Annotated in this window: 6 protein-coding genes; all 6 read left to right on the top strand. The window is 72.3% G+C overall.

Features of this window, described 5'->3' with window-relative positions:
- Positions 1 to 437: 437 nt before the first annotated feature.
- Positions 438 to 1,220 carry an ABC transporter ATP-binding protein gene (locus ACWDRW_RS40070; protein ID WP_451733461.1) on the top strand — a complete coding sequence of 261 codons (783 nt, stop codon included), beginning with the start codon at positions 438 to 440 and terminating at the stop codon, positions 1,218 to 1,220.
- Complete coding sequence (locus ACWDRW_RS40065; RefSeq protein WP_451733459.1) at positions 1,217 to 2,017, top strand: ABC transporter ATP-binding protein; 801 nt, start codon at positions 1,217 to 1,219, stop codon at positions 2,015 to 2,017. Before ACWDRW_RS40070 ends, ACWDRW_RS40065 begins: the two co-directional genes overlap by 4 nt.
- Positions 2,014 to 2,910 carry a branched-chain amino acid ABC transporter permease gene (locus tag ACWDRW_RS40060; RefSeq protein ID WP_451733456.1) on the top strand — a complete coding sequence of 299 codons (897 nt, stop codon included), beginning with the start codon at positions 2,014 to 2,016 and terminating at the stop codon, positions 2,908 to 2,910. The genes ACWDRW_RS40065 and ACWDRW_RS40060 overlap by 4 nt, the downstream gene beginning before the upstream one ends.
- Positions 2,911 to 2,956: 46 nt before the next feature.
- On the top strand, positions 2,957 to 4,033 hold the full coding sequence (locus tag ACWDRW_RS40055) for a branched-chain amino acid ABC transporter permease (protein WP_451733463.1): 1,077 nt from the start codon (positions 2,957 to 2,959) through the stop codon (positions 4,031 to 4,033).
- Positions 4,030 to 5,304 (top strand): ABC transporter substrate-binding protein, encoded by a 1,275-nt coding sequence (locus ACWDRW_RS40050; RefSeq protein ID WP_451733454.1) that lies wholly within the window; start codon positions 4,030 to 4,032, stop codon positions 5,302 to 5,304. Before ACWDRW_RS40055 ends, ACWDRW_RS40050 begins: the two co-directional genes overlap by 4 nt.
- Positions 5,305 to 5,489: 185 nt before the next feature.
- Positions 5,490 to 6,350: a thermonuclease family protein gene (locus ACWDRW_RS40045; protein ID WP_451733451.1), complete on the top strand. Its 861-nt coding sequence runs from the start codon at positions 5,490 to 5,492 to the stop codon at positions 6,348 to 6,350.
- The last annotated feature ends 140 nt before the right edge of the window (positions 6,351 to 6,490 follow it).

Below are 6,490 nucleotides of genomic sequence, written 5' to 3'. Positions count from 1 at the left end.
GCACGCTGACCGGCGCCGACTTCGACGTCGAGTCGATCGTGCGGGCCTACGACGGCACGTACTGGATCGGGGACGAGTTCGCCCCGCCGGGCCGGACGCCGCCCGCCCGGTGTCTCCCGCGCCGTACGTCCCCCGGGCCGGGTGTCTCCCGGGCCGTACGTCTCCCGGGCCGGACGCTCCCGCCGGCCCGGACGCCCCCCTCCCCCCGGGCCGGACGTCCTCACCCGCGCGACCGAGCGCCCGCGCCTTCCCCGCTCCCCGCCACGGAATCCCCGGCCCGCCCGGCCTGGGCACCCGCACAGTCCCGGCCCACCCCCGTTGGGACCACGCAGCGACCCCGCCCGCACATCTGTTCCGCCCGCCCGCCCGCGTGCTGTCGTGAGCTCCCCTTCCCCAACCCGTCCCGTGCCCGCCCGGCACGGACGCGAGGAGCCGTGATGCCCGAAGCACCACCGGACGAGGAACCGGCGCTGCACGTCGAAGGCCTAGACGTGACCTACGGCCGCGCCCTGTCCGCCCTTCGCGACGTGTCGCTCACCGTCCCGCACGGCGGCGTCGTCGCCCTGCTCGGCGCCAACGGCGCGGGCAAGACGACCTTGCTGCGGGCGGTGTCCGGCACCTTGCGCCTGCACCGCGGCGCGGTCACCGCGGGCCGCATCCGCTACGGCACCACGGAACTCGACGGCCGCGACCCGGTCGCCGCCGTGCGCGCCGGGGTCGTCCAGGTCCCGGAGGGCAGGAGGGTTTTCGCCGGGCTCACGGTCGACGAGAACCTGCGCACCGGCGGCCTCGGCCTCGGCCGCCGCGACCCCGCCCACGTACGCACGGCCCGCGACCGGGTGTTCACCCTCTTCCCCCGGCTCGCCGAACGCACCCACCAGGCCGCGGGCCTCCTCTCCGGCGGCGAACAGCAGATGCTCGCCATCGGCCGCGCCCTGATGGCCGCCCCGCGTCTGCTCCTGCTCGACGAGCCCTCCCTCGGCCTCGCCCCGCAGATGGTGGCCCGGATCGCCGAGGTCGTGAAGGAGATCAACACCCAGGGCACCGCCGTGCTCCTGGTCGAACAGAACGCCGGCATGGCGCTCTCCCTCGCGGACAGCGCCTACGTCCTGGAGGTCGGCGAGATCCGGCTGTCCGGGGCGGCCGACGAACTCGCCCGCACGGACGCCGTACGCCGTCTCTACCTGGGCGAGACCGCCGACGGTCAGGGGGCCGCGTGAACGACCGCACCACCACGCCACCCGTGCTCGACGTACAGGACGTCACCGTCCGGTTCGCCGGGCTCACCGCCCTGGACTCCGTGTCCTTCACGGTCGTCCCGGGGACGGTGCACGCCCTCATCGGGCCCAATGGCGCGGGCAAGTCCACCTGTTTCAACGTGCTCTCGGGCCTGTACCGCCCCGCCTCGGGCACGGTCCGCCTCGGCGACACCGAACTGACCCGCCTCGCCCCGCACCGCATCGCCACCCTGGGCGTGGCCCGCACTTTCCAGAACATCGTCACCACGGAAGGAACCGTCGCCGACAACCTCATGCTCGGCCGGCACATCCTGTCCCGCGCCGGCTTCACCGCCAGCGCGTTGCGCCTGCCGAGCGCCGTACGCGAACAGCGCGCGCATCTCGCGCGGGCTCGCGAGATCGCCGAACTCACCGGTCTCGGACCGCACTTCGACTCCCCGGTCGCACTGCTGTCGTACGGCGACCGCAAGCGCGTGGAGTTCGCCCGCGCCCTCTGCCTGGAGCCCACTGTGCTGCTGCTCGACGAACCGGTGGCCGGCATGAACGCCGCCGAACGCGCCCGTACCGCCGACACCATCCGTGCCGTGCGCGCCGAACTCGGCCTGTCCGTGGTGCTGGTGGAGCACGACATGGGCCTCGTGATGCGCCTCGCCGACGAGGTGACCGTCCTCGACTTCGGCCGCGTCATCGCCCACGGCACCCCCGACGAGGTCCGCAGCGACCCGGAGGTGCTGCGCGCCTACCTCGGCACCGAGGCGAGCGGGGAGGACGCGGCATGACCGGCTTCCTCGACAACGTCCTCAACGGCCTCGCCCTGGGGTCCGTCTACGCCCTGGTCGCCCTCGGCTTCGTCATCATCTTCAAGGCCTCCGGCGTCATCAACTTCGCCCACGGCTCCCTGCTCCTGCTCGGCGGCTACCTCACCGCCGTCCTCCACGACGACCTCGGATTCGCGGGCGCCCTCGCCGTGGCCGTCCTGGCGACCGCGGCCGTGGCCGGGCTCATGGACCGGTTCCTGCTCCAGCTCGGCGAACAGGACGCGCACTCCACGCATGTGCAGACGATCGTGACCATCGGCGTCGACATCGTCCTGCTCACCGACCTGTCCCGGCGCATCGGCGGCGACCTGCTCACCCTCGGCGACCCCTGGGGCGACTCGGTCAGCGGCCTCGGACCCATCACGGTCGCCGACAGCCGCCTCGCCGCGATCGTGGTCTCCACCGTCGTCATCGGCGGCGTCTTCGCCCTGTTCCGCTACACCAACTGGGGGCTGGCGCTGCGCGCCTCGGCGGAGGACATGGAGGCGGCCGCGCTGATGGGCGTCCGCCTGGTGCGGATGCGCACCCTCGCCTGGTGCCTGGCCGGCGGACTCGCCGCGCTGGCCGCGGTCTTCCTCGCCGCGTTCCCGGCCCCGGGCCTGGAGCGTACGACCGGACAGATCGCCCTGAAGGCCTTCCCGGCCGCCATCCTCGGCGGCATGGCCTCCCCGCCCGGCGCCCTCGCCGGCAGCATGCTGATCGGCCTGACGGAGGCCCTCGTCGCCGGATACCAGTCCGAACTGCACGTTCTCGGGGAGGGGTTCGGCGACGTCGCGCCGTACGCGGTGATGGTCCTCGTCCTTCTCGTACGGCCCACCGGGCTGTTCGGCGCGAAGGGGGCGGCCCGTGTCTGAGCTGCTGCGCCGCTACCGCGCCTGGACCGTCCTGCTGGTCGTCCTGATGTGCGCGCTGCCCTTCTACCTCGACGCCTTCTGGCTGCGCATCGGCCTGTTCTCCATGGCCGCCGCCGTCGGCGCCGTGGGACTCGGCCTGCTGTCCGGAACGGCCGGTCAACTCTCCCTTGGCCACGCCTTCTTCCTCGCCGTCGGGGCGTACGGCTACGTCTGGCTGGCCGGCGAACCGGGCCCCGGCCTGCCGCCCGCCCTCGCCATGGTCCTCGCGGTACTCCTCGCTGGGGCCGCCGGAGGCCTGTTCAGCCCCGTCGCGGGCCGGGTGCGCGGCATCTACCTCGGTGTCGCCACCCTCGCCCTGGTCTTCCTCGGGCACCACGTCCTGCTCACCGCGGACTCCATCACCGGCGGATTCAACGGCCGTTCGGTGCCGCCGCTGGAGCTCGGCGGCTTCTCCTTCACCGCCTCCGACCCCGGAATGACCCTGCTGGGCGTGCCGTTCGGCGCCGAGGAACGCCTGTGGTACCTGGGCCTCGCCCTGTTCGCGCTCACCTGGTTCACCGCCCGCGGGCTGCGGCTCGGACGCCCCGGCCGGGCCCTGGTCGCGCTGCGCGACAGCGAGACCGCGGCCGCGGTGATGGGCGTCAACGTCTCCCGCTACCGTTCGGCGGCCTTTGTGGTCTCCTCCATGTACGCGGGCCTGGCCGGGGTGATGCTCGCCCTCGCCTTCCGCCGCGTCGTACCGGACTACTTCTCCCTCGCCCTGTCGGTCGACTACCTGGCCATGATCGTCATCGGCGGCATCGGCTCGGTGGCCGGAGCCACGGCGGGAGCCGTCTTCGTCACCGCCCTGCCCCTGCTGATGACCCGCTACGCCGACCAGTTGCCGCTGGTGGCCGCCCCCGGCACCACCGATGGTGCCGTCGGCCCGACCGAGGCGGCTCGCTACCTCTACGGAGCGGCGATCGTCCTGATCCTGCTCTTCGCCCCCGACGGACTGCATGGACTGCTCCGCCGGACCCGTGCCCGTCTGCGCCGCCGGCGGGCCGCCGCCAAGGACGCGGACCCCGCGCCCCCGACCCAATCCACCGCCTCAGCCGTACGAGCCAAGGAGCCGACACCGTGAACCACCCCACGCACCGCACCAGGACGGTCCTGGCCGCCGCCCTGACGGCCCTGCTTCTCGCGGGCACCGGATGCAGCTCCAAGGCGGACGGCGACGGCAGCGCCGCCGACGGCGCCGACGGCGTCAAGGCAGGCCCCGGCGTCACCGACAAGACCATCAAGCTGGGCGCCCTGACCGATCTGACCGGCCCCTACGCCACCCTCGGCAAGTCCATCGTGCAGGCCCAGCAGATGTGGGCCGACGAGACCAACGCCGCGGGCGGCATCTGCGGCCGCAAGGTCGAGATCGTCGTCAAGGACCACGGCTACGACGTGCAGAAGGCGGTCACCGCCTACGCCGACATCTCCCAGGACGTGGTGGCGCTGCCGCAGGTCATCGGCTCGCCGGTGGTCGCGGCGCTGCTCGACGACATCGAGCGGGACAAGGTGCTCACCTTCCCGCAGGCCTGGGCGGCCTCCCTGCTGGGCAAGGACTCCGTGCAGGTGCTCGGCACCACCTACGACCTCGACATGATCGCCGCCGTCGACTTCCTCACCCGTACCAAGGGTCTCAAGAAGGGCGACAGGATCGGCCACGTCTACTTCGAGGGCGACTACGGCGCCAATGCCCTCGAGGGCTCCGAATGGGCGGCGAAGAAGGCCGGGTTGAAGGTCGTGGGCCAGAAGATCAAGGCCACCGACACCGACCTGTCCGCCCAGGTCTCCGCGCTGCGCAAGGAGGGCGTGAAGGCGATCCTGATCAGCGCGGGACCGGCCCAGACCGCCTCGCTGGTCGGCGTCGCCGCTTCCCGCGGGCTGAAGGTCCCCGTGGTCAGCAACGCCCCCGGATACGCCCCGCAGCTGATGAAGACGCCCGCGGCGGCCGCCCTGGAGGCCATGCTGAACGTGGTGAGCGCGGCCCCCGCCGTGAGCGCGGACGTGCCCGGGGTGAAGAAGATGGTCGCCTCCTACCAGAAGAAGTACCCCGGCGAGCTGGTCGACTCGGGCGTGCTCTCCGGCTACAACGCCGCCCAGCTGATGGGCGCCGACCTGAAGAAGGCCTGCAAGGGAGGCAGCCTCGCCCGCGAGGACGTGGTCGCCGCGCACCGCTCCCAGACGAACGCCGACGCCGGGCTCGGCACCCCGCAGAACTTCTCCGACGTGGCCAAGCCGGCCAGCTCGTCCACCTATGTGCTCAAGCCCGACGCCAAGGCCGTGGGCGCCATGGTGAACGTCGAGGACGCGCACGAGGCGCCCGGAGTGGAGGAGTACCTGGCCTCGAAGGGTTCCTGACGGACCGTCATCCGGTCCGCGGTGCCGCCCGGCACCGCGGACCGGGCGGCGGCCGCATGGCCCGGGCAACGGCGTCGACGCTCGCCGCGCTCCTCGCGGGTGCGGAACCCCCGATTCGGGTGCACCATCGGAATCGGGGGCATTTCGACGTCATCGAGCACCCCTTGCACGGTTGAGGAGTCGCCATGCCCATGCTTCTGATCCAGGGCTTCTACGACATCAAGGGCTCGCAGCCGGACGGGGACACGGTGCATTTCACGGCCGCGGACCCCACCCAGTGGAGCCTCGTCGGCGGCGGGCGCGGGCGCGCCGTCGAGCACAGTGCGGCGGGCCGCGCGAAGCTGCGGCTGGACGCGGTCGACGCGCCGGAGACCCATTACGGCCCGAAGCGGGTCCACCAGCCGCTGGAGCCCGCCCATGCCGCGCGCGACGAACTGCTGCGCTGGCTTGGCTTCACCGACGTCCAGCGCCGTCCCGACGAGACCGTGACCGCGACCATCCCGGAGACCGTGCCCGGCTTCGTGCTCACGCGCGGCGCCGACGTCCACGGCCGCTGCATCGCGCTCGCGGGACGCGGAACGGGCCCCGGCACCAGCGGTCTGGAGATCGACGTCGACGAGGACGTGCTGCGCACGACGGTCAACCACCACCTGATCACGCAGGGCCTTGCCTACCCGACCTTCTACCGCACCCTGTTCACCACGCTGCGGGTGGAACTGGCCACCGTCACCCAGCAGGCCCGGGACGAGGGCCGGGGACTGTGGCCGGACGACGCCACCCTCTCCGGCGCGAAGATCACCGGCCTGGCCTCGCTGACGGACGACGTCCTGGTCCTGCCCAAGCTGTTCCGCCGGTTCGTGGACTACCTCCGGCTCGACATGCCGCTGGCGTGCGCTCCGGCCTTCCTGGCCGGCGTCGGTGACCGCTTCTCGATCCTGTCCACCGGTGAACGCTGCGTGGGCCTGCACCGTGTCGTGGAGGTCACCAACGGCCAGACGCTACGGATGACGCATCCCCCCGAGGACCTGCTCTTCGAGGACGCCTGAACAAGGAAGCCCGTGTCGGGCCCCGCCGCCGAACCGGCCGGTTCGGGGGCGGCCCGGCCGCGCCGAGGGGGAGTAACACCTATAGCCTGTCAAACGACAGGCTAAAACGAAGCCATAAAAAGAAAATGAGAATGAGTTGG

The sequence above is a fragment of the Streptomyces sp. NPDC003635 genome, assembly GCF_053587635.1.
The sequence above is the reverse complement of the archived record's forward strand: the minus strand, read 5'-3'. Positions and strand labels throughout refer to the sequence as shown.

Bases quoted from the DNA above. Each gene is read 5' to 3' on its own strand.
- ACWDRW_RS40070 (WP_451733461.1), top strand. From the start codon at position 438: ATGCCCGAAGCACCACCGGACGAGGAACCGGCGCTGCACGTCGAAGGC.
- ACWDRW_RS40060 (WP_451733456.1), top strand. From the start codon at position 2,014: ATGACCGGCTTCCTCGACAACGTCCTCAACGGCCTCGCCCTGGGGTCC.
- ACWDRW_RS40055 (WP_451733463.1), top strand. From the start codon at position 2,957: ATGTGCGCGCTGCCCTTCTACCTCGACGCCTTCTGGCTGCGCATCGGC.
- ACWDRW_RS40045 (WP_451733451.1), top strand. From the start codon at position 5,490: ATGCCCATGCTTCTGATCCAGGGCTTCTACGACATCAAGGGCTCGCAG.